Source organism: Pseudomonas sp. LBUM1679 (genome assembly GCF_059695565.1).
Window position 1 is genome coordinate 2,303,357 of the sequence record NZ_CP166774.1, and the last position, 24,882, is coordinate 2,328,238.

Below are 24,882 nucleotides of genomic sequence, written 5' to 3' on the forward strand. Positions count from 1 at the left end.
CCTAGCCGTCCTTCCGGTTATTGCACCTACAGCGCTCCGCACTCCGAAGCCACATCCGTCCTGCTCGCATTCCACTGAGGATCACTCATGGACTTTTCAATACTGGCATTTCTTACCCAGGACGGGCTGACCACAGGCGCCATTTATGCATTGGTGGCTCTGGCACTGGTTCTGGTGTTTTCGGTTACTCGCACGATCCTGGTGTTCCAGGGCGAGTTCGTGACCTTCAGCGCCCTGACACTAGCCACGCTCCAGTCCGGCCTTTTGCCTGGCACGTTGTGGTTGTTGATCGGTTGCTCAATCGCGGCATGCCTGCTCGACAGTGCAATCGCATTGAAACACCGACAGCCATGGCAATTGCCACGAATCGCGCTCAGCTACCTGGCACTGCCACTTGCATTGCTTGTAATACTCAGCACTTTTGACCTGCAAAGCCTTCCAGGACTGATAAAAATCATTGTTGCACTGGCGATCGTTACACCGTTGGGACCACTGCTATACCGGCTGGTCTATCAGCGCGTTGCCCAAAGTTCGGTATTAGTGCTGCTGATCATTTCGGTCGCTGTGCACATCGTGCTGATCGGGGCCGCCCTGTGGATGTTCGGTGCTGAAGGGGTACGAACTGAGGCCTACAGTGATGCCGGTCTGATGCTCGGTGAACTCTCGATCAGCCTGCAAAGTTTGCTGGTGGTTGGTTGTGCGTTGCTGTTGATCGGCCTGCTTTACGTTTTCTTTGGCCACAGTTTGTATGGCAAAGCCCTGCGAGCCACCGCATTCAATCGCACTGGCGCGCAACTGGTGGGCATTCCCACTCAACTCGCCGGCAAAAGCGCTTTTGCGCTGGCAGCCTTCATTGGGGCAATTTCCGGAATCCTCATCGGCCCACTGACAACCTTGTATTACGACTCCGGTTTCCTCATCAGCCTCAAGGGCTTCGTTGCCGCAATCATTGGCGGTCTGATCAGCTATCCATTGGCCGCCGCAGGTGCGTTCCTGGTAGGCCTGCTGGAGAGTTTCGCGACCTTCGGGGCATCGGCTTACAAGGAGGTCATCGTTTTTACGCTGGTCATACCCGTGTTGCTCTGGCTCTCGCTGAAACACCCCAACATCGAGGAGCAACACTAATGGCCCGTCGTCTCATACCGCTGTTTCTTCTGCTCTTGGCGGCCTGTATCGCCCCTCAGATATTGCCGTCCTTTTACGTCAGCCTGTTTAACTACATCGGCTTGTACAGCCTGGTTGCGTTGGGCCTGGTGTTATTGACGGGGGTCTGCGGCCTGACGTCGTTCGGCCAGGCAGCCTTCGTCGGCATCGGGGCTTATGCCACCGCAGTACTCAGTACCACACTGGGGTTATCACCCTGGCTAGGGCTTCTGGCCGGCTTGAGTATGACCCTTGTTGTTGCCTTGGTACTCGGCCTGCTGACCTTGCGCCTGGCGGGTCACTACTTGCCCATTGGCACCCTGGCTTGGGGGTTGGCGATCTATTACCTGTTTGGCAATTTGCCGGGGCTGGGAGGTTTTGGCGGCATTCAAGACCTGCCAACCATCGCTTTGTGTGGCTGGCGGATCGACAGCGCAGCGGATTTCAGCCTTCTGATCGGAGTCTTGCTGATCGCCTGCATCTGGCTGCTCGACAATCTTCTGCACAGTCGTCAGGGGCGCGCCATCCGCAGTCTCAAGGAAGCTGGCGGCATGGCCGAGGCGATGGGGGTGGACACGGCACGCAGCAAATTGATCGCATTCGTGCTGGCAGCCCTGCTTGCTTCGCTATCCGGCTGGCTCTATGCGCACATGCAACGAGTGGTCAATCCCACACCTTTTTCGGTGAACATGGGTATCGAATACCTGTTCATGATCGTCCTGGGTGGCACTGCGAGCCTATGGGGAGCGCTGGTTGGCGCGGCGCTTGTGACTTTGATCAAGCAGGTGCTGCAAGACGTGTTGCCGATGTTGTTCGGGCATGCCGACAACTTCGAAATGATTTTCTTTGGTCTGCTGGTGATTCTTGTACTGCAGTATGCCCGAGGAGGTTTGATGCCACTTTTGCGCAATCGCCTGCCGACACTTCGCGCTTCCATCCTGCCCCTCGCCGATGCAACTGCATTGCCGCGGCGCCAGCCACCCACGAATGGCTCCCCGCTGCTGATAGCCGAAGGCCTGGTGAAGCGTTTCGGCGGGCTTGTCGCAAATAATGATATGAGCCTATCGGTCAAATCAGGCGAAATCACAGCGCTGATCGGCCCGAACGGCGCGGGCAAGTCCACATTGTTCAACCTGTTGTCCGGGGTATTACCTCCCACTGCCGGACAGATCCTGTTTCTGGGCCAGCGCATCGACGGCCTCCCGCCACGCAAAATCGCCAGGCTGGGCGTGAGCCGCACCTTCCAGCACGTGCGGCTGCTACCGGAAATGAGTGTTCTGGAGAATGTCGCTCTTGGCGCCCATAGCCGGGCAAATGCAGGACTCCTGCGTTCACTGCTGCACGCAGAGCGCGAGGAAGAAAAACGCATTCTGGCCGCAGCAACGCGACAAATCGAACGCGTGGGACTCGGTCAATTCATCCACACCCCTGCTGGCAGCCTCGCTCTGGGACAGCAGCGCATTGTCGAGATCGCTCGTGCCCTGTGCAGCGATCCCTTGCTGTTGCTCCTCGACGAACCCGCAGCGGGTCTGCGATATGGCGAAAAACAAGCGTTGGCCGGTCTGCTCGAACAATTGCGAAGCGAAGGCCTGGGCGTGCTGTTGGTGGAGCACGACATGGACTTCGTCATGCGTCTGGCTGACCACGTCGTAGTGATGGAGTTCGGCCAGCGCCTTGCTGCCGGGACCCCCGATGAAATACAGGACAACCCGGCGGTGCTGGCCGCTTATCTGGGAGGGGTGGAATGAGCCATCTACTGCAAGTTCGTAATCTGTCGGTCAGTCATGGCAAGGTCGAAGCCGTGCGCAAGCTCGACCTGCATGTCGAGGAAGGCCAGATCGTCAGCCTGATCGGCCCGAATGGGGCGGGTAAAACCACCTTGATGGCAGCCCTCATGGGTTTGCTGCCCGCTTCCGGAGAGGTGCGCTACTTGGGCCAACCGCTGTTGGCCCACAAGGGCGTTGCGCAACGTGTTGGCATGGGCATGGCGCTGGTGCCGGAAAGCCGCGAACTGTTCGGCCCGATGAGCGTGGAAGACAACCTGCGACTGGGCGCATTCAGTCGGCATCGTCGCGGTCTGCGGGATCACGACCAAAGCCTCGATGAAGTGTTCGGTTTGTTTGCGCGACTGCATGAACGTCGGCACCAGGCCGCCTGCACGCTCTCCGGCGGCGAGCGGCAGATGCTTGCCATTGGGCGCGCATTGATGGGCAAACCCCGATTGCTGATGCTCGACGAACCCAGCCTGGGCCTTGCTCCCAGGGTGATCAACGAGACGTTCTCGATTATCCAGAACCTGCGACGCAGCGGCGTCTCAATTCTCTTGGTGGAGCAAAACGCAAGAGCCGCGCTCAAGATTTCGGACTATGGGTATGTCATGGAGCTAGGCGAATTGGTCCTGGAAGGTCGAGCTGAAGACCTGGCACAGGATCCAAAAGTCATTGAGACCTACCTGGGTCGTAAACCCACTACATTCGGCCCCCCAAAAACTGAGGCAGTAGATGCCTGAGTAAGAGAAAACCTGCTGATCAAAGTTCCCCCGCACATAGAACAACAACAAAACCACCTGGAGCTTCCATGAAACGCCACATCGCCTTGTTTTTAGCTGCATCGATGACAACAGCAGCTCATGCCGACATCTCTATCGGCATCATCCTTTCGACAACCGGGCCTGGAGCCTCTCTGGGCATTCCAGAACGCAATACCGTGCAACTACTGCCCAAACAGATCGCTGGGCAAACCGTTAATTACATTGTCCTAGACGATGCTAGCGACAGTACCGCGGCCACCAAGAACGCTCGCAAACTGGTGAGTGAACATGCTGTTGACCTGCTGATCGGCTCCACCACGGTGCCAACCTCCTCGGCGGTCGCCCAAGTCGCCAAGGAAAGCACTACGGCGCAGATCGCCCTTGCTCCTTACGTCCCGCCAAACAACGAGAATCATTGGATTTTCACTATCGCTCAAACCAATAATCTCATGGCCAAGTCGCTCATCGAGCACATGCAGCACAACGGCGTAAAAACACTGAGTTACATCGGCTTCAACGACGTCTGGGGTGAGGATTGGTTCAAGGCCCTCGGCGAACTGGCTCCCGCAGCCGGCATCACACTGGTGCGCGATGAGCGCTTCAACCGCACCGATTCCTCTGTCAGTGGCCAGGCATTGAAAGTAATCGGCGCACGACCTGACGCAGTGCTGATCGGTGCTGCCGGAGCTCCCGCTGCGCTCCCCCATACCGAACTGCGCAGGCTTGGCTACAAGGGCGCGATTTACCACACTCATGGCGCTGCCAATAGCGCGTTTCTGCGGATCGGCGGCAAAGCCCTCGATGGGGCTATCTTGCCCGTCGGTCCGGTAGTGGTGTGGGACAAGCTACCGGACAACCATCCCTCCAAGGCAATCGCGAGCCAATACGCCCAAAGCTATGAGGCACAGTTTGGTGCCAATAGCCTTTCTCCTTTTGGAGCCTATTTGTATGACGCCATGCGTCTTGTGGAAGCCGCAGTACCTGGCGCGCTGCAAGCCGCCCAGCCCGGGAGCCCCGAGTTCCGCCAAAGCTTGCGTGATCAGCTTGAAAAAACTGACAACGTTGCCGGCACCCATGGAGTTTACAACTTAAGCCCAACTGACCACTTCGGGCACGACCAACGCGCCCGCGCGCTTGTCAGCGTGCAAAACCAGCAATGGGTTTTGCTTAATGGTCCTCAATAAAGATCATGGTTTAGTCCTGAAATAGGTATGCACCTGGTTCACCACAATGCCCGATGCACTGCATCGGGCATTGTGGTGGGCGCCAGACATGGCGATCAGTCCCTTCATGACCCGTTTCAGGTTGTAGGCAAGTACATTCAAGTTCATCTCGGCGCTTACCCCGTTAAGTTTTCGGGTCAGAAAGGGCGTCGCACCCATCCATTGCTTGAGCGTCCCGATGGCGTTCGGGAGTCTTGCCGGTTAGGTCCAGGCGCAGGGTTCATGTGTCCCGCAAGAATCCTTTTAACGGGCAGACAATATCGTGAGGGGATTGTGAGGTGAGGCGCTTTGGATTTTGGTCGAGCATGTGGGGCGCCAGGGTAGAGATGAAAGCTCTACGGAGACTCCCATGCGCGAGAATCTCAGGTTAACGCCGACCTCTTCTTCAAGAGCCGGAGGACAATGTTGTGTTTCGGCCGGTAGCCGACTGTAGCAACTGGCAGCCACCGACCCTGGCGGTTATTGTATTACTATTTAATTTTTGTGTAGCTAAAAAACCATTAAAAACGAGAGTTGTTGGCTAAATAGTAATACTATATAGTCGATTTCAGTGGTGGATGATCCAGGCGTTTACCCGCTTGCGGCCCCTCCAGAGGTGCCATAACAAAAACAATGGAGACCGATCTCATGAGCCAGGGACTACGGGTTATTCGTCGCATTACGCTCAAACTTATTCCGTCCCTGATCCTTGCGCCATGGTCGCCAGATGGGTGATGTGCGTATCCATTTTTTCGGCACGTCGACCTTGTCGTTTGCCGACGGGATCGCATACAGCCAGGTGCCTTGTATAACGCCGACCCGCTGGGGCCTTCATCACCTGGTGGATGGCGAATTATCTGACCGTTCGCTGGATTGATCCACCGCTTGACCGCTGATGTCGGTGTGACGGCAGCGACGCAAGCATGCGCTGTGCAACTCCTCAAAATAATAATTAACAGGTGTGCCATGACAGCTGAAACCCTCTCGACCGTTCAAACGTCGGCCCAATCCCTGGACGACGCGCTGTATCGAAAAGTGAACTGGCGGATCATTCCGTTGTTTATCGCTTGTTTTCTGTTTGCCTATCTGGACCGGGTCAACATCAGTTTCGCCAAATTGCAGATGCAAACTGATCTGGGGTTCAGCGATACCGTTTATGGCTTGGGCGCCAGTCTGTTTTTTGTCGGCTACTTTCTGTTTGAAGTGCCCAGTAATGTCCTGCTACACAAGATCGGCGCCCGCGTCTGGATCGCCCGCATCATGGTCACCTGGGGGATTACCTCTGCGTGCATGATGTTTGTGAACAGCGAGTTCTGGTTTTACACACTGCGCTTTCTGATCGGCGTGATGGAAGCCGGTTTTGTGCCCGGTGTGCTGTATTTCTTTACCCAGTGGTATCCCGGCAATCGCCGGGGCCGTGTCAACGCCTACTTCAAAAGCTCGATCTGCCTGTGCGGCATTATCGGCGGGCCGCTGGCCGGGTTTATTCTCGGCCACTTCGATGGGCTGTACGGCCTGGCGGGGTGGAAGTGGCTGTTTCTGCTGGAAGGCTTGCCCTCGGTAGTTTTAGGTTTCGTGGTGTTTTGGCTGCTGAGTGACAGGATCGAAGATGCGCCATGGCTGTCCCATGACGAAAAGCAACTATTGCTGGCACGCATGGCCAGCGAGCCCCGCCCCGAATCCTCCAGCGGATTTGCCGATGTCTGGAAGCAACCGACCACCTACGTGATGTCAGCCATTTACCTGTGCCTGGTCATGGCCCTCACCGGTTTGCTGTTCTGGATGCCGCAGTGGATTAAAACCGCCGGGGTGGCGGACACCTTTGATATTGGCCTGTTGACCATGATCCCGTACCTGGTGGCGGCGGCAGGCAACCTGATCATTGGTCACAGCTCGGACAAGCGCGCAGAACGCCGCTGGCATATGGCCGGTTGTGCGTTGCTGACCGCGGCCGGTTATCTGCTGTGTGCCTGGTTCCCGGGGCAGTTATTACCGTTGATGGTCGGGATGAGCATGGTGCTCACCGGGATCATTGCCTGGATGCCGATTTTCTGGACCATTCCCCCACGTTTTCTCACCGGCCTGGCTGCTGCCGCCGGGATCGCCTTGATCAATTCCCTGGGGCAGTTGGGCGGAATCATCGCGCCTTTCTTGGTCGGCCGAATCAAGGACATGAGCGGCAGTGCAACGCCTGCGTTGTATGTGTTGTGTGGCGTGTGCGTATTGGCGACAGCGCTGGTGGTCTGGGGCATTCCTGCCCGCTATTACAGGGCCAATCAATGAACGGTTCGATCGGAGTGAACATGAAACATAATCTGCTGATCTTCAGCCGTGTGTCTTCGGAGCAGGTGCTGGCCGAGCTCGAAAACCTATACAACGTCACCTATTGTGTTGACCCATTGGGGGTTGACGAAGCGCGCTTCTTCGCCGCCCTGGCCGAGGCCGATGCGCTGATGGGGGCCAGTCTCAAGCTGGATCGCGCGATTCTGGACCGTGCGCCGTGCTTGAAAGTTATCGCAAGTGTTTCCGCCGGTTATGACAACTACGACCTGGATTACCTGCGTGAACGAGGTATCCGCCTGACCAATACACCGAACGCCGTGACTGAAACCACCGCCGACACCGCATTTTTGCTGTTGATGATGGCTGCGCGCAGGGCCGTGGAAATGGTCGATCTGGTGCGTCAGGGTCAATGGCATGAAAAAAACATAACCGATTCGATGTTCGGTACCGATGTACACGGCAAGCGCCTGGGCATTATTGGCCTGGGGCGGATTGGCGCAGCCATTGCCCGGCGCGGGCACTTTGGTTTTGGCATGTCGATTCTGTACAGCGGCAACTCCACCAAACTGGCGCTGGAACACGAGTTGGGCGCGCAACATATGGAGCTCGACCAACTGCTGGCTGAGGCGGACTTCGTCTGTGTTTGCGTACCGTTGTCGGATGCAACCCACCACCTTATCGGTGCCCGGGAGTTTGCACTGATGCGCGAGCACAGCATCTTTCTCAACGTTTCCCGTGGACCGGTGGTGCACGAAGCTGCATTGATCGATGCGCTGCAACAGGGCGGCATTCGTGCGGCCGGGCTGGACGTATTCGCCCAAGAACCGTTGCCGGGCGACTCACCTCTGATGGAGCTGAAGCACCTGACGGCGTTGCCCCATATCGGCTCGGCGACCCGCGAGGCGCGGGCACTGATGGCGCGCACGGCAGCGGACAATCTTAATTGCGCCTTATCGGGGCAGATACCACCCGATCGGGTGGTTTAGAAGATCACTAGAATGAGTATCTGGAGAGGCGGCCAGGTTCTGGACGCCGCAGGAGAAGCCGTTGAAGTCCTCTGGTTTACTCGGCATTGTCCCAACCGAGGGTCTTCTGCAAATCCGCCCAGTGTTTAAGGTTAAGCCATAGCCGGGAGCGACGCCAACGGATTGCACCAGCATTGCTGCTGCGCTGGGCTACTGACTCATGGCGCATTAACACCGTCGAGGTACGAATCGTGCGCACGTAACAAAAGATGGTGCGCCGCCTCCCTTCCGTCACGTTCACGCCCACCCAGATGGGTTTTGCATTGTCACACACCGTCACTGCAGCTCGCTCAACACACTCTCCATTTCCTGCTCGCTGAGGGCGCGCAGCGTGGTTGTGTGCAGGTTTCCTTGCGGCTATCGGCCGATTCTGTTGAAAAAGTCGGATTTTCAGCTGGCCTGAACTCAAGCACGACCATCATTGGAGAACCTACTCACCACATTCAGTGGTTTCTCGGCTCTTCGTTGACCTTTGCTGCTCTGTTATTGGGTTAATTTTAGGTTTTTTGCTTCGTGCACACGCACCTATCCCGTGGCAGGTGGATGTAAGTTTGGCCAGTCGACGCAGGTTCTGTACCGCAGCCACCAGCGTGAACTCATCGGTCGCGCCACTCATACCACGTAGTCGCAAACGATCCAGTTTCAGGATGCGCTTGAGGTGGGCAAACAACATTTCGACCTTTTTACGTTCGTGACGGTGGGTTCCACATCCACGATGACACCGTGCTCGGTATCGATCAGATAATTCGTGAAGTAAGCGTAGAACTCTGGGCTACCTGGAGCTGCGGTCCAGCGAGCTTGAGGATCAGTCAGCGATAGGCGCTTCGGTAGCGTTTCGGCCAGAGCTTCCTCATCAAGTGCCTCAAGGTACTCACGCACGGCGCGGGTCTCAGGGCCGGATCGCTCCAGTTGACCGGTTCATCACCCGGTACACCGCGCTGCCGACTCGCATCCGCTTTGATGATGCTGGCGTCCACGGCGAAGCCTTCGCCCTTGACCAACCCTGCGTCCATGCAGCGGCGCAGCACCTCATTGAACAGCCAACGAAACAGATCGCTGTCCCGAAAACGGCCGTGTCGATTTTTGGAAAACGTCGAGTGATTGGGGACTTCATCTTCAAGGCTTAACCGGCAGAACCAGCGATACGCCAGGTTCAAATGGGCCTCTTCGCACAGCCGACGCTCTGAGCGAATGCAGTAGCAATAGCCCACAATCAGCATGCGGATCATCAGCTCAGGATCAATCGACGGACGCCCAATCGGGCTGTAGAAATCGGCGAGGTAATGGCGCAGGTCGCTCAGATCGAGACACTGATCAATGCTGCGCAGAAGGTGATTGGCGGGGATGTGATCTTCAAGGTTGAACGAGTAAAACAGTCGTTCCTGCCCACTCGATAACTGTCCCATCATGCTGCGTGCTTCCCTGCTGGCCAATGTAGAGATTTTGCCGCAGGCCAGACAGGGGAGCTACTTTTTCAACAGAATCGGCCGATTTCTGCCTGTCACCACCGTCCGCTTTTGGGGCGATTGCAACGCTCCGAAAGGTGCAGTCTATCGGCACAGAGTGTGTAAAAACGATCACGGGGTTGTATCGCTTTACACGCGGACACTTGTTCGTTGAGCGATCATGTGGTCAATGTTGCGGGTCGTATCAGTCGCACTTGGAATACGCCTGCGTTGTTTTTACCGCTCTTGAAATAGCTCAAAAATAAGCATTTTTATGCCGACAGCGCCTTCACCAAGGCGTGAGCACCGATGTTTTCATGACCCGTTTCATGTTGACGGCGAGCACATTAAAACTCGTCTCCGCATCCACCCCGGCCCTCGCACATATACGCTAGCGATCGTGAACGCAGATACTGACACCAGCCCATTACTGCCCTGCATGGTACTTGCTCCATTGTTCCGCACCGCGGGCAGGGTGGTATTTGCTTTTGTCGCTTGCAGGAATTTCCGTTTATCCCACCTGCGGCGCCATAGCCCAAAGGATGGATTAGCCAATCTCCAGTGCCTCAGCCAATAGCCGGTAGCTATTCAAGCGATCGGCATAGGCGTGAGTGACAGTCACCAGTCCAATCTCGTGACAGTCATAGCGCTCGGCGAGTTGGGTAATCTGCGCGCGGCAAGTGTCCGCTGAACCGACAATCATGTTATCCAGGGTCTGATCGTATTCTTCCCGGTCGGTGGTACTCATGCGTTTTCGTCTGGACTCGACTTCCAGCGGGGGCAGCAAGGCCTCGCGGGGAATGCGGCCGGCCATCATCTTGCGGTATACCGCCGTAGCGGCGATGGTCCTGGCCTGTTCGTCAGTGGGCGCGCAGATCACCGCCAGTGCTAGTAGGCGCGGCGCAGTGGTTTGATGACCTGCCTCGGCCCAGGCGGTCGCGTGATCGTCGAAGATGGCAGGGCTGCTGAGCTGCGGAGCGATGAAGCGCGCTAGCGCCATACCCATGCCCAATTCGCCCGCTAGCCCAGCACTGCCACCGCTTGAACCAAGCATCCACAGGTCTGGCATTTCGACGGGGCTGGGCAGGCAGCGCAAACCGGCGAACGGATCGCTGCTGTCAAAGCCTGAACGCAGGAACGCGCATAATTCAGTCGCCTGGCGTGGAAAAACATCCTCGTCGCCCAGGCGAGAGGGCACTGCCAAGGCAACGCTGCTCAAATGATTACCGCCTGGTGCGCGGCCGATGCCCAAGTCGATGCGCCCGGGAAACAGTGAGCCCAGTACGGCAAAAGTCTCGGCGACCTTATAGGGGCTGTAGTGGCTGAGCATGACCCCGCCGCTGCCAATACGCATGCGCTCGGTTGCGCTTGCAATGCGCGACACCAGTATTTCCGGTGCGGGGCCAGCAAATTGTATGCTGTTGTGGTGCTCAGCCAGCCAGTAACGGTGGTAGCCGAAACGGTCGCACGCCACGGCCAGGTCCACCGATGACTGTAGTGCAGTATGGGGTGGACGATCGCCGTGCACGGGGGTTTGGTCGATGACGGTCAACTTCATTGGAGATACTCGATCCAGCAGGCCGATGCAGGTAAAAAAAAGCCACGCCGAAGCGTGGCTGAAGCAATGAGAAAGCGCCAGAACCTGAAATGGATGCGCGGTTCCCAGTCTGGCTAGGTGAGATTCTAGGGGGCGTCAGGGCTTCGGAGAATGCCTTTTAGCCAGCCTGGCTTGTACTTTTCAATAGCGGATCATGACCGACTTCAGTTCGGTGTAATCATCGATGAAGGCTGCACCGAATTCACGACCGATGCCCGAAGCCTTGACGCCGCCGAACGGCACGGCCGGGTCCAGCAGGGTGTGCATGTTGACCCACACCGTGCCGGCTTCGATCTGCGGTACAAGGCGCATCGCGGTGGAGAGGTCATTGGTCCAAAGGCTGGCACTAAGGCCGTAGGGGGTATCGTTCATCAACTCGACCAACTCCTCTTCGGTGTCGTATGGAAAGAAGGTAGCGATCGGCCCGAATGTCTCTTCGTTCAGGAGTGTGTCTCGGGCTGAGTTGGCCAGGATGATGGTTGGCTCGACGTAGCAGCCAGGGCCCTCGAGCAGCTTGCCGCCGCATACGATTCGGTTGTTCTCGGCGCGGGCAGTGGCGAAGAATTGTTCCAGTTTGCGCTGGTGCTGTTTGTTGGTCACGGGACCAAACTGGGTTGTTTCGTCCAGCGGCGAGCCTATCTTCAGGGCCGACAGGCGCTCGGCAAGCAACGTTACCAAGGGCTCAATCTGCGAGCGGTGGACGAAGAAGCGCTCGGCGGCGGCGCAGATTTGGCCGGAGTGCAGGAAGCCTGCCTCGATCACGCCGTTGACGGCTTTTTCCAAGTCGACATCAGGCAGGAATCCGACGCTGTTTTTGCCGCCCAATTCCAGAGTGGCACGTGTTAAGCCGGCAGCCATCGCGCCCTGGCCCACGGCGATACCGGTGGGCACGGAGCCGGTGAAGGACACCTTGTCGGTGCCAGGATGCTCGATCAAGGCCTTGCCGACACTGCCGGTGCCGGTCAGCACGTTGAGGACGCCGGCTGGCAGCCCGGCTTCGACCGCCAGTTCAGCGATGCGCAGGATGGTAAGCGGGGTGAACTCGCTGGGCTTGATGATGATGCTGCAACCGGTGGTCAGGGCCGATGCCAGTTTCCAGATGGCAATCATGGTGGAGAAGTTCCACGGTACGATTCCTACCACCACACCGATCGGTTCTCGCAGGGTGTAGGCGCTGTAACGCTCGCCGGCGAAGGAGGGGAGGGATGGAGTGATGGTCTGGCCGGTGATCTTGGTGGCCCAGCCGGCAAAATAGCGCAGGAAGTGCGCGGCCTGGTCCACCTCGAAGGCTCGGGCTATGGTGATCAGTTTGCCCGACTGCGAGGTTTCCAGCTGGGCCAGTTCCTCGCGGTGCTGTTCCATCAAGTCGGCGAGCTTGAACAGTACGCTGGCACGGGTAGCGGGGCTGGTGCGCGACCAGGTTTTGAAACCGGCGCGGGCCGAGGCCACCGCGGCATCAATGTCGACTTGGGCGGCCTCGCTGACGCGCGCGATGACCTGGCCGTTGGCCGGGTTGCTAACCTCGATTTTGTCGGGATGGCTGCTGGCGACGTATCCGCCGTCGATGAACAGGCCGTGATCGCGCTGCAGAAAGGCGCTGACCGCGGGAAGAAGTGTTACTTCGCTCATGGGCGAAACCCTCAGGCAAGTAGTCAGCACCACCATAAAAAGGACAGTGCTGCATAGGGAATGGTCTGCTCCAGAATACGTGGCCGGTGGCAGGCGTTCTTGCCTGTGCCTGTCAACGGCCATGACTCTACGCGCCAGAGTTGGGGCTGTCGCAGAGAGGGGTCAGTGTTGGAAGTTGGACAGGGCCTGCACCTGCTGGTCGATTACGGCACGCTGGTAGGCCTGCATACCGGCGTTGGGTTGCTGAGCCTGGATAAATTCGAGCATTGGGTCGATGGCGGGTGTGCGTATACCGGACAAAGCTTCGAGGGTCGCCAGCCCGCAGAACGGTACGTAGGCTTCCGAATAGCCGCCTTCATGCACCAGTACCAGGCGCCCTCTGCAAAGGCGCTCGGCGGTGTCACGCAGCATGGTGGTCATGGCACGAAACGACTCGCTGTGCAACAGCATGCGCGCCAGTGGATCGACCGCGTTGGCGTCGTAACCGCAGGCCACGATAATAATTTCCGGCTCGAACCGCTCCAGAGCCGGTAGCACCAATTGCTCCATGGCATAGCGGTAGGCATCGTCGCCGCTGCCCGGTAGCAGCGGGATATTCAGATTGGCGCCGCGGCCCAAACCGGTGCCGCGGTCCTCCAGGCCGCTGTAGCCGGCGGGGAAACAGCCTTCCTGGTGTAGGGAAATAGTCAGCACGTCGGGTCGTTCCTCGTAGATCGCCTGGGTACCATTGCCATGATGCACGTCCCAGTCGATCACGGCGACCTTGCCCAGGCCATGGCGCGCTTTTGCAGCCTCAATGGCGATGGGGATGTTGGCCAGGAAGCAGAAGCCCATGGCTCCGTCGGCCAGGCAGTGGTGCCCGGGTGGACGCGACAGCGAGTAGGCGTTGCGGGCTTCGCCCATCAGCACGGCGTCGACAGCGGCAATGGCCAGCCCGGCGGACAGCGCGGCAATTTCGTAACTGCCGGGGCCGATGGGGGCATGGGGGCCGAGCAGGCCGCCGCCGGCATCGCTCATGGCCTTAAAACGTGCCAGGTAAGATGGGCTATGCACTCGCAACAGTTCTTCCCCGCTGGCTGGCGGCGCGCTGGACACGGCCAACTGCGCGGTAAGGCCTGATACGTCCATCAGGCTTTTGAGGCGGCGCTTGGTTTCCGGTGATTCGGCATGCCCGGCCGCGGCGGGTGGTTGTATCCAGCCGCCCACCGGCACAGTCAGGGCATGCAGCCCAGCACTGTGCCAAAGACATAGTTCGTCGAAGAAAAAGGCCGTGGTGTCTTTCATCATGTTGCTTACTCCTGATTACGCTTGAGTGGGAGCGCGGCTGGCTAGTACCAACAGCAGTGAGAGCAGGCAAAGCGCCGCGGCGCCGACCAGCGTGATCTGGTAGTCGCCACTGGATTCGATAAGGTGCCCGGCCAAGGCCGGCCCCAAGGCGAGCCCTCCACCAATTACCAAATTGGTGGCGTTCATCAGGCGGCCGCTGGGGTCGATGCGGGCGATGCTGGCGAGAACGATGGGCAGCACAAAGGTCCAAGTGAACTTGAACAGCAGGGCTGCGGCGGCAAAACGCATCAGCGTCGGGCGCCCGTCCAGCAACAGCACTGCAGCGGCCATGGCGCCATAGCCCAGCAGCAGAGGCAGGCGTTTGGCAGCCCGGGCGCCAAGCAGTGAGGCGCTAGCGGCGCCGGCGATGCCTAGCAGCGTAGCGACGGCCAGTACTTGGCCGCTGTCGGGAGCGCTGATAGCGGCCGCCGCGGCAATGGCCCCCATGAAAGTCCACGCGCCACTCAAGCTCAGGTAGAAGCAAAACACCGCCGCAAGGCCCAGCAGTGCCTTGCCCTTGTGCAGCGTTTCGGCGTGCTGGTGATCAGGCCGTGGCAGGCTGGCGGGAAACGCGAGAGCCAGAGGCAAGGCCAGTATCATCAGGGTAGCGAGGCTGGCGTAGCAGGCGGCCAACCCCAGTTGCGTGAACAACAGGGGCAGCACCTGAAGTCCCAGGGCGCCCAGGACTAACTGGCCCAGTACCCACAGGCCATAGACGCGGCTAGCGTTGGGCAGCGCCGCAGCGGAGCTCATGCAAATGATCATCAGCGAGCCACCACCCAGGGCTGTGGCGAAGCGCAGGGCCATCAGCCAGGGATAGGTGGTGGCCAGGGCGGACAGGGCATTGCCGGCGATGAACACCAGCCCTGCCACTACGGCGGCCCGGCGCAGATTCACGCGCTTTAGCCAGTAGAACCCTGGCAGCGTGGCCAAGCTCATGGCGCCCAGTTCTACCATGAACAGGTTGCCTATCTGCGCCGGGCCCAATCCCCACTGGCTAGCCAATTGGGTGGCCACTGCAGGGGCAGTCATCAGCAGTGCAGGGGTGATCGCCGAAAGCACCACAATGGCGGCCAGTTGGCTATAGCGTTGGCGCAGGCTGGTGACTGCGCGGGTATCAAGCAATGCGGTCATTGTCAGATCCTCGGTCAAAATACGTGAACCAGGCGTATCAACGCCTGGTTGCCGTGATAGGCGTTGTCAGTGTTCACGTCTTGGGTCAGAGCGATCAGGGCCTGATTTCGCTTGTCGAACCAGTGACCCAGCTCGACACCCAGTTGGGTATTGCGCTGGTGCGTGTCTTCGATGCGCTGGTCGCCAATACGCAGTTCGCCGCCGTCGGACTGGACCAGACGCAGCACGCCGTAGGTGGTGGCGGTGAAATCGTAGGAGGCAAAGGCCTGCAAGCGGTACAGCGGCTCCTGCTTGAGGTCGGTACCCAGGTAGTTATCATTTTTGCCGTACACCTGGGCCTCGAGGTTGGCTTCCAGCACCCACTTTTCCCCGATACCACGGGTGTAGTTGTAGATAAAGTGCCCGGCCCAGCGGTTGGCGCCGGGGGAAACGTCTGGGTTCTGGCTGTGGTACTCGCCCACCGGCAGGGTGATCAGGCTCAGCAGGCCGCTGTAGGTACGGGTGCCTTGGTCATTGATGAAGAACAGTGTGCCGCCCACCTGTGGGTCACCGAAGCCGGTTTCGCCGCTGCGTTGGGATGCCCCTGGTAACCGTGCGTCGATGTCGACAAAAGGGATAATGAATTGCGGTGTGCACAGGGTGCCGCAGACGTCGGTGAACCATAGCTGGCGCCAGGCGAAGGCAGTGGTTTTCAGATCTGCCTTGCCGGTGGTATCTGCTGCACCTTTGTAGTCGTCATCGCGGGACATGGGCAGGTAAAACACGCCCAAGCTGGTACCGACCGGAGCGCTGAAAAAGTCCCGAGCGTTGAGGTCGGCCGCGTTGGCGAATGTACTGGACAAACCGCAGGTCAGGGCCAGCGTGCAAGTGCTTGCTAAAAGGGTTGCCTTCATCATGAGTTAGCTCTTGTTGGTTATCTCGCGGGGACAGGCCCCGTGTGCTGAGTTGACGGCAGTTTTCGGGCACAAGGTTGCCCTGGCCGCGCGATATCGAGCGGCCGAAAAAGCTCTGGGTTGGGCGTCAGTCTGTGTCGTTGCGCAACAGCTGCGCGATGCCGACCTTGTCCTGAACGCCAAGCTTGGCGTAAATGGAGCGGATGTGATGGCGTACGGTATTGGGCGCCACACCCAGGTCCCGAGCGACTTGTTTGTAGGTCTTGCCGTCACCGAAGCCGCGGGCTACCTCGTATTCGCGCGGGCTAAGCAATTGCAGCGCTGTCTGCGCCCGGGCTGTGAGGATGAAAAGGCCAGCTACCGGGCTGAGGTCCAGCAGTAAGTGATTGCAGTGCAATTGACCAGCCTGCACCGTTATGGGCAGGCCCGGACCGACCCAGCCGGGCCAGTGGCTTAGGATCAACTCGATGAATGCGGGCTCGGCACAGTGCAGGATGCCATGACCGTCACACACAGCCAGGGCGAGGGTGCTCGGGCGTGAGAGCGTTTCGCGCATGGCGATCAACGCGCGGATTTGGTTGGCCGATACCGCGGCGCTCAGGTGTGGCATACAACTGTCCAGCAGTGCGCATTCAGTGACTTCGAAAAGTGCTGCGCCCGGGCAACGGTAAAGAGTCAAGTGTTCGCTCAGGCGCGTCACCGGGTCGGTAACCATCACGCACATCAATTGACCAATCTGGTGTCGTTCACCCAGCCAGGCCAGGCCGGGAGTGGTGCCCATGTCGATAATCGCCGCATGTCCGGGCATCTGGTGCACGCGGGCGATGGTGACGTCGTCGTGGCTGATCGACTGCCAGTCAGCCAAGTAATTGGCAGGTAGGTGGAACAAGTGTGAATCATGATCCTGAGGAATGCCGTCGACGAGCGCCGCACGCCCCCACCATGCACTGTCGAAGGCAATCAGTGCCTGCAGGCGGGTGAACATCTGGTCATGGAAGTCTTCAATCGGCTGGCTCTGGGCCAGGCGCTGAATGTCCAGCACGGCGGCGCTGAAGGCGCTCAGCAGGCGGATGGCGTCATCGCTCATAGTGTGTACCTCGCGCGCTGTATTGTTGTTTTGGGCGCAGCAAACATGTCGGCCAACTGTCATTACGACTGGGCAGGGCCTGTGCTCGCAGTATTGGCCGGCGGTGTCGGCGTTACCATCCTGCAGATGGAGGATGGGGCGAGCAGGCGCGTCTCGGGTGCTGATGCATCAAAACGGCACAGCCACTGTCAGTTGGCCGTACAGGTGCTTTTTTGCGTAAAGATCGGGCATGGCTTTCTCAGATGAACGAGGCTATGAAAAGTACAATCTTCCATTTGGAACGTGCATTTTTAGCAGTAGAGGGTAAAGGCATACTGGCCAGGAATTCATTGAAAGGTTCTGTTGTTGCATAGAGAAAGCATCACCTCGACTATCCGAGGAGGTGCCTCGCGACACAGAAATCGCCACTTCCAATAATAATGAGCCAGACCATGAAAAAGCCAAACCCGCTGCTCGAAGATCTGAAGTCCATTTTGCCTGCTATTGCTGGCAACGCTTTCCAGGCGGAGATCGATCGTAGCGTTCCTGCCGAGAATATCGCCCTGCTCAAGGGGATTGGCATGCACCATGCCCTACAGCCAAAGAAGTACGGCGGTCTGGAAATTTCCCTGCCACAGTTCGCTGAGTGCATCGCATTACTGGCCGGATCCTGCGCTAGCACCGCATGGGCAATGAGCCTGCTCTGCACGCACAGCCACCAGCTGGCTATGTTTTCTCCAAAGCTGCAGGAAGAAGTCTGGGGTCATGACCCTGACGCAACTGCGAGCAGCAGCATTGCGCCCTTTGGTCGTACGGAAGAAGTTGAAGGCGGCGTGACGTTCAGCGGCGAGATGGGTTGGAGCTCGGGTTGTGACCATGCAGAATGGGCGATCATGGGATTCCGTCGTAATAACACCGAAGGCTCGCAGGATTATTGCTTCGCCGTACTTCCCCGTAGCGATTACGAGATTCGCGATGACTGGTTCGCAGTCGGCATGCGCGCTAGCGGCAGCAAGACGCTGATTGTGAAGGATGCGTTTGTGCCCGAGCACCGCATTCAGAAGGCCAAGGACATGATGGAAGGCAAGTCTGTCGGCTTCGGTCTTTACCCTGACAGCAAAATCTTTTACGCCCCCTATCGCCCGTATTTTGCCAGCGGTTTTTCTACTGTAAGCCTCGGGATTGCTGAACGTATGCTGGCAGTCTTCCGCGAGAAAACCCGAAACCGTGTCCGTGCCTACACTGGTGCAGCAGTGGGTGCAGCCACTCCGGCGCTCATGCGTCTGGCAGAGTCGACTCACCAGGTTGCAGCGGCCCGCGCGCTGCTGGAAGCAAGCTGGAACGAAATCGCCGAACACAGCGAGCGCCACGAGTACCCAAGCCGCGAGACCCTGGCGTTCTGGCGAACCAACCAAGGCTATGCCACCAAGATGTGCATTCAGGCGGTGGATCGTTTGATGGAGGCGTCGGGCGGTGGTGCCTGGTTCGAAACCAATGAGTTGCAGCGGCTGTTCCGCGACGCGCACCTCACCGGTGCTCACGCATACACCGACTATGACGTCTGCGCGCAGATTCTGGGTCGTGAGCTCATGGGTCTTGAGCCCGACCCGTCGATGGTTTGATCAGCGTCACCTTATTGCTTGCGTGATCTCATAAAAACAATCAGGGCTGGCTGGTTCGTCAGCCCGGGAGTTACCCATGTCCAAAGTTCCTGAATCCGTAATTGAAACTGGTTTTGACTCACGTGCGTTTCGTCGTGCGCTGGGTAATTTTGCGACCGGCGTGACGGTTGTCACAGCTGCCGCCGAAGATGGTCGCAAGGTCGGTGTCACCGCCAACAGCTTCAACTCCGTCTCGCTGGATCCGCCTTTGATTCTGTGGAGCATCGACAAGCGCTCCACCAGCCATCAGGTATTCGAAGACGCGTCGCATTTTGCGGTCAACGTACTGGCGGCCGATCAGATCGATTTATCCAACAACTTCGCACGTCCGAAGGAAGATCGTTTCGCGGAAATCGAATACGAGTCTGGTGAGGGTGGTTCACCGGTTTTCGCCGACTGTTCTGCACGCTTTCATTGCGAAAAATTCCAGCAACTCGATGGTGGTGATCACTGGATTCTGGTCGGTAAGGTTGTCGCCTTCGATGATTTCGGTCGCTCCCCTTTGCTGTATCACCAGGGTGCCTACTCAATGGTCCTGCCGCACACGCGCATGACCAAGCGTGACGTTGACCAACCGCCAAGCAGCCACTTCCAGGGGCGGTTGAGCCACAACATTTACTACCTGATGACTCAGGCTTTGCGGGCTTATCAGGCGAGCTATCAACCTCGCCAGCTGTCCACTGGCCTGCGTACCAGCGAGGCGCGGATGCTGATGGTTCTGGAAAACGATGCTGAGCTGGCACTCACGGACCTACAGCGTGAAGTGGCCATGCCTGTGCGTGAGATCGAGGAAGCGGTCGCCAATCTCAAGCGTAAAGGGTTGGTGTCTGACGATAATGAGCGTGTGCGTCTAACCGTGAAGGGGGTCGACGAGACCGAAGCGCTTTGGACTATCGCACGTGAGCAACAGGACAAGGTCTTCGGCCAGTTTTCCAGCGAGCAGATCGAAACGTTTAAAACCGTTCTCAAAGCGATCATTGCGAGCTGATCGATCGAATTTGCCCATTGCCGGGGCATGGACAGACAAATGCGTTGGCATGTGTGTTCAAGCCTCGGGTCGGGAAATGGCATTTAACTTGGTTGAAGCCAACTCGAACGAACAAAGGGTGTGCTGATGTTCACAAAGACTACGCAATGGGTCCAGGAACTGGCGGCAATCGCCAACCGGATTCGGCAGGGCGAACGCTCGGGTGCCGCTGATTCAAGTCTCATTGCCCCTCATCCGACATTACTTGCAGCATTGAACGGCCTCGACGAGATGCGTCGGGCAGGCCGAGCCGATCTCATCGCCGCCCATGAAAAGTGTGATGAGCTGGAGAGGGCGCTCCAATCCTGTCGCGAAGAAATCACTGAACTCAACAGAAAAAATCATACCCTGTCGGCGGAGGGTGAGTCCTTGCGTGACAGGCTCCACTTCTCTCAGGAGCGGATCGACGAGCACAGGCATGAAGCTCGCATGTGGGAGCTCAAGCAATCGACGCTGACCGAGGGGTTATGGGATATCAGTGTGGCCCGTGGTGATCTGCAGGATCCGGCCAGCCAGATGAAAATCTCGAATCAGTTCAGAGTACTCATGGGTTACAGCCCGCACGAATTACCCGATGGCTGGGACAGTCAGGTTGGTATTACACATCCCGATGATCTGAAAGCTATTCTTGCAGTCTTCACAGCAGAAATCGTGGCTTCGACGGGGAGCGGCGAGTACGTTTTCGAGTATCGAATGCGGCACAAATTACGTGGCTATATCTGGTGCCGGGAGCGCGGTCGTGTGGTTCGCGACGAGCGGGGACGCCTCACTCGGGTGCTGGGCGCGGTGCGTGATATCAGCGATGAACGTGCGGCTCAAACCAGCCACCAGCAGTCGTTGACTCTCAGCCAGGCAACTTATGCACAGATCGCGACAGTGGTCGGCGTGATCAAGGCTATCGCGGAACAGATCAATCTCCTGGCGCTGAATGCGGCCATCGAAGCGGCGAGGGCTGGAGAGGTGGGGCGAGGGTTTTCAGTGGTGGCCGATGAGGTCAAAAAACTTGCCGACGGTACCAAACATGCAACCCAGCAGATTCAGACCATGCTTTGCGAGGATCGGAACACCCGCGCCTGAGCGCGTGTGTTCACGTTGCAGCGAATCCTGCGACCGGTCATGCGTCAGGGGCAGCAAGTCGACTGCCCCGATGTGTATCAGAACGGCACTGCCACGGTGAGCTGGCTGTACACGTTGGTTCCGTTCCCTCCCACTTGATTGCCGCCATTGGATTCGTCCTTTTTCGGCTTATATAGCCCCAGCAATGGAGTGACGATCAGGTGCTCGTTAACCGCCCACTCAACGAACAGGTCAGCCTCTTGACCATCAAGAATGAGGTTGTCCTGTTTGTGCAAGGTGGAGAAGTCGAACAGCAGCGCGCCAACCGTTACGCCTTCTACCGGATGCACCTTCAGCGCGACATGATGGATGCCGGTGTTGGTGTTGAACGGACCTGCATAGTTGGCTGCGACCTCACCCTGGAACCAAGTCCCGTAACCGGTACTGTAGCCATTGAACATTGAGTCCCAGCCTTCGGAGTATCGGCTGTAGCGGTAGGTCAAATCCGGAGTCCATGGAAGATCGGCGAAGGTGTAGCCCGCTTCCGCGTACCAAGCTTTTTCTGCCCCGGCATCCTTGTCCTGCCAGGCGTACTCAAAGCCGAAGTGCGCATTCTTGATGCCTGCATCACCGGTCCCGCGCAGGCTATAGATGTTCATCCCTTGGCGTTGTTTCTGGAAGTCACTTGCATAACGCTCATCGACATCAATGCCGTGAATGTAAGTCAATTCAAGCGTGCCGGGCGCAGCTGTGTAATCCAGTGTGCTTGCAGCCATTTCAGTATTGGCCTGAGAGCGGTTGTCCGACTTGAGCCACATCACGCTGCCATGTAGGCCGTCTTTGCCACCAAGGCGCAGCACTGCCGTCTGATCGAATGCGTGACGGGCCGCGAGGTAGTAAGCTCCGCCGCGATTGAACTCGCCATCGGCAATGCCTCTGCCGAAGTTCAGTCCGTCGTCGTTGATGATGAAGCCATTACCAAGCTGGATAATCTGACGACCAAACGAGGCGTCAATACCATCCTTGCCCAAGGGGGGAAACAAATCGCCCGAACGCCAGCCAGCGAACGCTTCATCGAATTTCGTCGTTCTTTCGCTCCCATCGGTCAGGCCTGCGGCATCACCCTCGCCCCAGGTGCCAGAACTGACCAGATTCGCAGTGCCGTAAACAGTGCCCGCTTCACCCAGTGTGCGGTCCACGCTCAGCCCATACTTGATGAACCCTTCGCGCCACTCTGAGCCTCCATTGGTGCCGTCGTAGTTTTTGCGACTGTTGAACAAGCCGTAAACCGCTAGAAAATTCGCGTTCACATTTGTGTCAGCGTCGGAGTAAAGCTCATACGCGAATGCGTAGCAAGGAGTCAGCGCCAGTGCCGCAAGGCCGATGCTGGTGACCAGAAATGAACCTGAACTACGATGCGAGGTGTGCCCCATTTGTTTCCCCTTTTAGTGGACGCTGCTCATAGGCAGTTGGACCATTAGCAGGGGGACGGAGGCGGAGCGTCTTTGACGACCCTGCCAGCGATTTGACTCAGCTCGCCACATCGCTGGAGATGGCAGGCTGCAACAAAAGCGACGGCAGACATGAGCAAGACGATGCATTGAGTGCAGCGCAAAGTGTGAGGTAGCGGTGACAGGCGCATCATGGACGGGCCGGAGATAAAATCAGCTTGTCGCCATTTACGCCAACCTTGACGCAGGGGCATCTGCAAAATGTCGATCAACAATAAGCTCACAGAGCACTTGAATCGTGGAACAGTGGGGTTCCCAACCGCATTGGCCAGTACGGTAGGCCTGATCATGGCGAGTCCGGTCATCCTCACTGCGACCATGGGGTTCGGGATCGGTGGTAAGGCGTTTGCCGTGGCAATGCTGATCGCAGTGGTGATGATGCTTGCCCAGGCGACCACATTTGCAGAAGCCGCAGCGATCTTGCCGACTACGGGCTCGGTTTACGACTACATCAACTGTGGGATGGGCCGATTCTTCGCAATCACCGGCACCTTGTCGGCTTACCTGATCGTGCACGTGTTTGCGGGTACCGCTGAAACCATCCTTTCCGGAGTGATGGCGCTAGTCAACTTCGAACATCTGAATACGCTAGCCGAATCCGCTGGTGGCTCCTGGTTGTTGGGCGTCTTTTTTGTGGTCGCTTTTGGCATTCTCAACGCCTTCGGCGTGAGCGTCTTCGGTCGCGCGGAAATCATTCTAACCTTCGGCATGTGGACTACCTTGATGGTCTTCGGTGTGCTTGGCCTGATCGCTGCACCGGCTGTTCAGCTCGATGGTTGGTTTGGAGAGTCCCTGGTTGGCACGGATCTAATGACCATAATGTCGCTGATCGGAATGGCGATGTTCATGTTTGTCGGATGTGAGTTCGTGACGCCTCTTGCCCCTGATCTGCGCAAATCTGCCTCTGTAATGCCTAGAGCCATGTTGCTGGGACTGGTCGGCGTTGCGTCCTGCATGTTCATCTACGGCGCGGCCATGAAACGTCAGGTCGAAAACCTGGTGCTGGATCCAGCAACCGGTCTGCGCCTGCTGGATACGCCCATGGCGATCCCTAAATTCGCGGCGCAGGTAATGGGGGACATCGGCCCGCTCTGGCTGGGCATCGGTTTTCTGTTCGCTGGCGCTGCGACCATCAATACGCTGATGGCTGGCGTACCGCGCATTCTCTATGGCATGGCCGTCGACGGTGCGTTGCCCAAGGTCTTCACTTACTTGCACCCTCGTTTCAAGACCCCGTTGGTGTGCATTCTCGTGGCGTTGTTGATCCCATGCTTGCACGCTTGGTATCTGGGCGGTAATGCCGACAACATTCTGCATCTGGTATTGGCTGCGGTGTGTGCCTGGAGCACGGCCTACTTACTGGTGACGCTTTCGGTCGTGATCTTGCGGATACGCCGTCCGGATTTGCCTCGCGCTTACAAGTCTCCATGGTTCCCGATTCCTCAAATTGTTTCCAGTGTAGGGATCCTGCTGGGCATGTGGTTCATCACGCCACCGGGTATGGACCCTGCTCAGGTTTACGTTCCATTTGGCGTGATGCTCGGCGGCACGGCGGTATATGCACTGTTCTGGACGCTGGTGGTGCAGAAGGTGAACCCATTCAAGCCTGCGCGCGTCGAGGATGTGCTGGAAAAGGAATTCGCAATGGAGCCGACTGTCCTGCCATCAGAGAATTCCGATCATGCTGTCAAAGCTATCTGACCTGTTCGATGCAAAGCGTGCTCCGACGGGATACCGACCCGGAGTCACGTTGGAGTATCTGCGCCGTAACCTCGCTCAGGAAAGTTTCGAGTTTCTGGAGCCGGGGCATGCCCGGTTCCGCTTCCTGACTGATGGGCCATTGATTGAAGTCCGTGAGCGGACCGAGTCGCAGTTGCTCATGCACTTGGTCATGACAGAGTTTCGCTTCGAGACAAATGCGTTACATCAAGGTGCAGGTTGTTACGAATTGCACCATACGGGCACTATTTCGCGTACGGGGTTGCGGTGTCGGCGACGCAGTGGATCGGTGGCTATCGGCGCCGCGATTTCCCGAGAGCTGAGTGAAAACGTGGCCTTGCGTGCCGCACTGATGCCGCTGGATTTTAAACGGCTGGTCGTTGAATGTGCGCAAGGCCGGTGGAGCGTCGTGCTAGAGCACATGGGAGGCAGTGAAGTAGTTAACAGAATGCCCGCCTTTCGACGCTATATTCCCCTATCACTCGAGCAGCGGAACCTCTTGACGCTGGCCATCAGGGAGCTTCAGCTACTGTTTAAAAGGCACATTTTCGATTTGGCATAAATCCTGCTCACCTTCAGACGTAACAAACAATAGTTGTGTGACAATTGATAACATGTTAACAATTGCGGCACAA

The 24,882-nt window shown here is 57.8% G+C and carries 17 protein-coding genes and 4 pseudogenes; 11 read left to right on the forward strand and 10 right to left on the reverse strand.

Features of this window, described 5'->3' with window-relative positions:
* Positions 1-87: 87 nt before the first annotated feature.
* From ACA062_RS10710 to ACA062_RS10725, 4 genes are all read left to right on the forward strand, one after another.
* Positions 88-1,125: a branched-chain amino acid ABC transporter permease gene (locus tag ACA062_RS10710; RefSeq protein WP_497284664.1), complete on the forward strand. Its 1,038-nt coding sequence runs from the start codon at positions 88-90 to the stop codon at positions 1,123-1,125.
* Positions 1,125-2,891, forward strand: coding sequence for a branched-chain amino acid ABC transporter ATP-binding protein/permease (locus tag ACA062_RS10715; protein WP_497456335.1), 1,767 nt, complete (start codon positions 1,125-1,127; stop codon positions 2,889-2,891). The genes ACA062_RS10710 and ACA062_RS10715 overlap by 1 nt, the downstream gene beginning before the upstream one ends.
* The gene (locus ACA062_RS10720) at positions 2,888-3,652 is read left to right on the forward strand and encodes an ABC transporter ATP-binding protein (RefSeq protein WP_497456336.1); all 765 of its coding nucleotides are present in this window, start codon (positions 2,888-2,890) and stop codon (positions 3,650-3,652) included. Before ACA062_RS10715 ends, ACA062_RS10720 begins: the two co-directional genes overlap by 4 nt.
* A 68-nt stretch (positions 3,653-3,720) precedes the next feature.
* Positions 3,721-4,857, forward strand: a complete 1,137-nt coding sequence (locus ACA062_RS10725; RefSeq protein WP_497456337.1) for an ABC transporter substrate-binding protein — start codon at positions 3,721-3,723, stop codon at positions 4,855-4,857.
* Between the two features lie 3 nt (positions 4,858-4,860).
* Here ACA062_RS10725 and ACA062_RS10730 read toward each other — a convergent pair.
* Positions 4,861-5,073, reverse strand: a pseudogene (locus tag ACA062_RS10730) (hypothetical protein); the annotation flags it as partial.
* 768 nt (positions 5,074-5,841) lie between these two features.
* On the opposite strand from ACA062_RS10730, the gene ACA062_RS10735 reads away from it, so the two are divergent.
* Positions 5,842-7,158: an MFS transporter gene (locus ACA062_RS10735; RefSeq protein WP_497456338.1), complete on the forward strand. Its 1,317-nt coding sequence runs from the start codon at positions 5,842-5,844 to the stop codon at positions 7,156-7,158.
* A gap of 20 nt (positions 7,159-7,178) precedes the next feature.
* Positions 7,179-8,144 (forward strand): 2-hydroxyacid dehydrogenase, encoded by a 966-nt coding sequence (locus ACA062_RS10740; protein WP_497456339.1) that lies wholly within the window; start codon positions 7,179-7,181, stop codon positions 8,142-8,144.
* Between the two features lie 583 nt (positions 8,145-8,727).
* Here the strand turns inward: ACA062_RS10740 and ACA062_RS10745 are convergent.
* The 8 genes and pseudogenes from ACA062_RS10745 to ACA062_RS10780 form a co-directional block, all read right to left on the reverse strand.
* Positions 8,728-8,880 (reverse strand): annotated as a pseudogene (locus ACA062_RS10745) (transposase); the annotation flags it as partial.
* Positions 8,880-9,592 (reverse strand): annotated as a pseudogene (locus ACA062_RS10750) (transposase); the annotation flags it as partial. The pseudogenes ACA062_RS10750 and ACA062_RS10745, both read right to left, overlap by 1 nt.
* Positions 9,593-10,175: 583 nt before the next feature.
* On the reverse strand, positions 10,176-11,186 hold the full coding sequence (locus ACA062_RS10755) for an MsnO8 family LLM class oxidoreductase (protein WP_497456340.1): 1,011 nt from the start codon (positions 11,184-11,186) through the stop codon (positions 10,176-10,178).
* 180 nt (positions 11,187-11,366) lie between these two features.
* On the reverse strand, positions 11,367-12,854 hold the full coding sequence (locus tag ACA062_RS10760; protein ID WP_497456341.1) for an aldehyde dehydrogenase family protein: 1,488 nt from the start codon (positions 12,852-12,854) through the stop codon (positions 11,367-11,369).
* A gap of 162 nt (positions 12,855-13,016) precedes the next feature.
* Positions 13,017-14,138 (reverse strand): class II histone deacetylase, encoded by a 1,122-nt coding sequence (locus tag ACA062_RS10765; RefSeq protein WP_497457397.1) that lies wholly within the window; start codon positions 14,136-14,138, stop codon positions 13,017-13,019.
* An 18-nt stretch (positions 14,139-14,156) separates the two neighbouring features.
* Positions 14,157-15,314: an MFS transporter gene (locus tag ACA062_RS10770; protein WP_497456342.1), complete on the reverse strand. Its 1,158-nt coding sequence runs from the start codon at positions 15,312-15,314 to the stop codon at positions 14,157-14,159.
* Positions 15,315-15,328: 14 nt separating this feature from the next.
* Complete coding sequence (locus ACA062_RS10775) at positions 15,329-16,210, reverse strand: transporter (protein WP_497456343.1); 882 nt, start codon at positions 16,208-16,210, stop codon at positions 15,329-15,331.
* A gap of 124 nt (positions 16,211-16,334) precedes the next feature.
* Positions 16,335-17,294, reverse strand: a complete 960-nt coding sequence (locus tag ACA062_RS10780) for a response regulator transcription factor (RefSeq protein WP_497456344.1) — start codon at positions 17,292-17,294, stop codon at positions 16,335-16,337.
* Positions 17,295-17,725: 431 nt separating this feature from the next.
* Here ACA062_RS10780 and ACA062_RS10785 point away from each other — a divergent pair, with 431 nt between their 5' ends.
* From ACA062_RS10785 to ACA062_RS10795, 3 genes and pseudogenes are all read left to right on the forward strand, one after another.
* Positions 17,726-18,895, forward strand: a complete 1,170-nt coding sequence (locus ACA062_RS10785; RefSeq protein WP_497456345.1) for a p-hydroxyphenylacetate 3-hydroxylase oxygenase component — start codon at positions 17,726-17,728, stop codon at positions 18,893-18,895.
* Positions 18,896-18,971: 76 nt separating this feature from the next.
* On the forward strand, positions 18,972-19,922 hold the full coding sequence (locus tag ACA062_RS10790; RefSeq protein ID WP_497456346.1) for a p-hydroxyphenylacetate 3-hydroxylase reductase component: 951 nt from the start codon (positions 18,972-18,974) through the stop codon (positions 19,920-19,922).
* A 555-nt stretch (positions 19,923-20,477) separates the two neighbouring features.
* A pseudogene (locus ACA062_RS10795) lies at positions 20,478-21,011 on the forward strand (methyl-accepting chemotaxis protein); the annotation flags it as partial.
* A gap of 104 nt (positions 21,012-21,115) precedes the next feature.
* On the opposite strand, the gene ACA062_RS10800 reads toward ACA062_RS10795, so the two are convergent.
* Positions 21,116-22,450 (reverse strand): alginate export family protein, encoded by a 1,335-nt coding sequence (locus ACA062_RS10800; RefSeq protein WP_497456347.1) that lies wholly within the window; start codon positions 22,448-22,450, stop codon positions 21,116-21,118.
* Positions 22,451-22,729: 279 nt separating this feature from the next.
* Here ACA062_RS10800 and ACA062_RS10805 point away from each other — a divergent pair, with 279 nt between their 5' ends.
* Positions 22,730-24,229 (forward strand): APC family permease, encoded by a 1,500-nt coding sequence (locus ACA062_RS10805; RefSeq protein WP_497456348.1) that lies wholly within the window; start codon positions 22,730-22,732, stop codon positions 24,227-24,229.
* Complete coding sequence (locus ACA062_RS10810) at positions 24,210-24,809, forward strand: DUF3156 family protein (RefSeq protein ID WP_497456349.1); 600 nt, start codon at positions 24,210-24,212, stop codon at positions 24,807-24,809. Before ACA062_RS10805 ends, ACA062_RS10810 begins: the two co-directional genes overlap by 20 nt.
* The last annotated feature ends 73 nt before the right edge of the window (positions 24,810-24,882 follow it).

Bases quoted from the DNA above. Each gene is read 5' to 3' on its own strand.
- ACA062_RS10710 (WP_497284664.1), top strand. From the start codon at position 88: ATGGACTTTTCAATACTGGCATTTCTTACCCAGGACGGGCTGACCACA.
- ACA062_RS10715 (WP_497456335.1), top strand. From the start codon at position 1,125: ATGGCCCGTCGTCTCATACCGCTGTTTCTTCTGCTCTTGGCGGCCTGT.
- ACA062_RS10720 (WP_497456336.1), top strand. From the start codon at position 2,888: ATGAGCCATCTACTGCAAGTTCGTAATCTGTCGGTCAGTCATGGCAAG.
- ACA062_RS10725 (WP_497456337.1), top strand. From the start codon at position 3,721: ATGAAACGCCACATCGCCTTGTTTTTAGCTGCATCGATGACAACAGCA.
- ACA062_RS10735 (WP_497456338.1), top strand. From the start codon at position 5,842: ATGACAGCTGAAACCCTCTCGACCGTTCAAACGTCGGCCCAATCCCTG.
- ACA062_RS10740 (WP_497456339.1), top strand. From the start codon at position 7,179: ATGAAACATAATCTGCTGATCTTCAGCCGTGTGTCTTCGGAGCAGGTG.
- ACA062_RS10755 (WP_497456340.1), bottom strand. From the start codon at position 11,186: ATGAAGTTGACCGTCATCGACCAAACCCCCGTGCACGGCGATCGTCCA.
- ACA062_RS10760 (WP_497456341.1), bottom strand. From the start codon at position 12,854: ATGAGCGAAGTAACACTTCTTCCCGCGGTCAGCGCCTTTCTGCAGCGC.
- ACA062_RS10765 (WP_497457397.1), bottom strand. From the start codon at position 14,138: ATGAAAGACACCACGGCCTTTTTCTTCGACGAACTATGTCTTTGGCAC.
- ACA062_RS10770 (WP_497456342.1), bottom strand. From the start codon at position 15,314: ATGACCGCATTGCTTGATACCCGCGCAGTCACCAGCCTGCGCCAACGC.
- ACA062_RS10775 (WP_497456343.1), bottom strand. From the start codon at position 16,210: ATGATGAAGGCAACCCTTTTAGCAAGCACTTGCACGCTGGCCCTGACC.
- ACA062_RS10780 (WP_497456344.1), bottom strand. From the start codon at position 17,294: ATGAGCGATGACGCCATCCGCCTGCTGAGCGCCTTCAGCGCCGCCGTG.
- ACA062_RS10785 (WP_497456345.1), top strand. From the start codon at position 17,726: ATGAAAAAGCCAAACCCGCTGCTCGAAGATCTGAAGTCCATTTTGCCT.
- ACA062_RS10790 (WP_497456346.1), top strand. From the start codon at position 18,972: ATGTCCAAAGTTCCTGAATCCGTAATTGAAACTGGTTTTGACTCACGT.
- ACA062_RS10800 (WP_497456347.1), bottom strand. From the start codon at position 22,450: ATGGGGCACACCTCGCATCGTAGTTCAGGTTCATTTCTGGTCACCAGC.
- ACA062_RS10805 (WP_497456348.1), top strand. From the start codon at position 22,730: ATGTCGATCAACAATAAGCTCACAGAGCACTTGAATCGTGGAACAGTG.
- ACA062_RS10810 (WP_497456349.1), top strand. From the start codon at position 24,210: ATGCTGTCAAAGCTATCTGACCTGTTCGATGCAAAGCGTGCTCCGACG.